Origin of the sequence: Mesorhizobium sp. M1A.F.Ca.IN.022.07.1.1, from assembly GCF_003997575.1 — a bacterium.
Classification (GTDB): Bacteria; Pseudomonadota; Alphaproteobacteria; order Rhizobiales; family Rhizobiaceae; genus Mesorhizobium.
Window position 1 is genome coordinate 1 of sequence record NZ_RZST01000684.1, and the last position, 863, is coordinate 863.

Here is an 863-nt window from a genome sequence, read left to right on the forward strand (position 1 = left end):
CAGAGGAGGATGTGGCTATGAGAACCACTCTCGATTTCACCCCACTTTTCCGGTCGGGCATCGGCTTCGACCGAATGCTGAACGCGCTTGAGGCCGCGAGCCGCGGCGAAACCATCGACAGCTGGCCTCCATATGACATCGCCAAGCTCGGCGAGGACGATTACCGCATCACCATGGCGGTAGCTGGCTTCAGCCAGGACGATCTGACCCTAACCCAGGAGCAGAACACGCTCATGGCGTCCGGTCACAAGGCGGGCGAGGAGAATGGCCAGTATCTTCATCGAGGCATTGCCAGTCGCGCGTTCCAGCGCCGTTTCGAGCTGGCCGACCACGTGAAGGTGGTGGACGCCAGCCTGGTCAACGGTCTGCTGACGATCGATCTCAAGCGCGAAGTTCCTGAAGAGATGAAGCCGCGCCAGATCGAAATCGCGACGAGCGGCAAGGCGACGCCGAACTCCTCGCCGAAGCAGATCGAGGCTGAGAAGCCGGCCGCCTAAGGCATTCCGCGAGCGCACTCGCGCGCGGGCGCCGGGTCATGAGCCCGGCGCCGAATGGTGCATTGTCACAACGAACGAAAGGAGAAGAAAAATGAGCGTTCGAGATCTGATCCCTTGGGGCCGCGACAACGGCAATCAGGCGACCTTATTCCGCGCTGGCGACCGTGATCCGTTGCTGGCGCTGCATCGTGAGGTGAACCGGCTGTTCGATGATGTCTTCCGCGGCTTCGGTTCGACCCTACCTGCCTTCAGTGGCGCTTCCGCCTTCGGCGGCGGTTGGCCAAGCGTCGAGATTTCCGACGGCGAGACGGAGGTCAAGGTGACGGCCGAGGTGCCCGGTCTTGAGGAGAAGGACATCGAAGTCCT

General features: G+C 62.0%; 1 protein-coding gene and 1 pseudogene. Both read left to right on the top strand.

Annotated features, from left to right (window positions below):
- The first annotated feature begins 17 nt into the window (after positions 1-17).
- The gene (locus tag EOA75_RS33375; RefSeq protein ID WP_127239593.1) at positions 18-497 is read left to right on the top strand and encodes an Hsp20 family protein; all 480 of its coding nucleotides are present in this window, start codon (positions 18-20) and stop codon (positions 495-497) included.
- 91 nt (positions 498-588) lie between these two features.
- A pseudogene (locus tag EOA75_RS33380) lies at positions 589-863 on the top strand (Hsp20/alpha crystallin family protein); the annotation flags it as partial.

Bases quoted from the DNA above. Each gene is read 5' to 3' on its own strand.
- EOA75_RS33375 (WP_127239593.1), top strand. From the start codon at position 18: ATGAGAACCACTCTCGATTTCACCCCACTTTTCCGGTCGGGCATCGGC.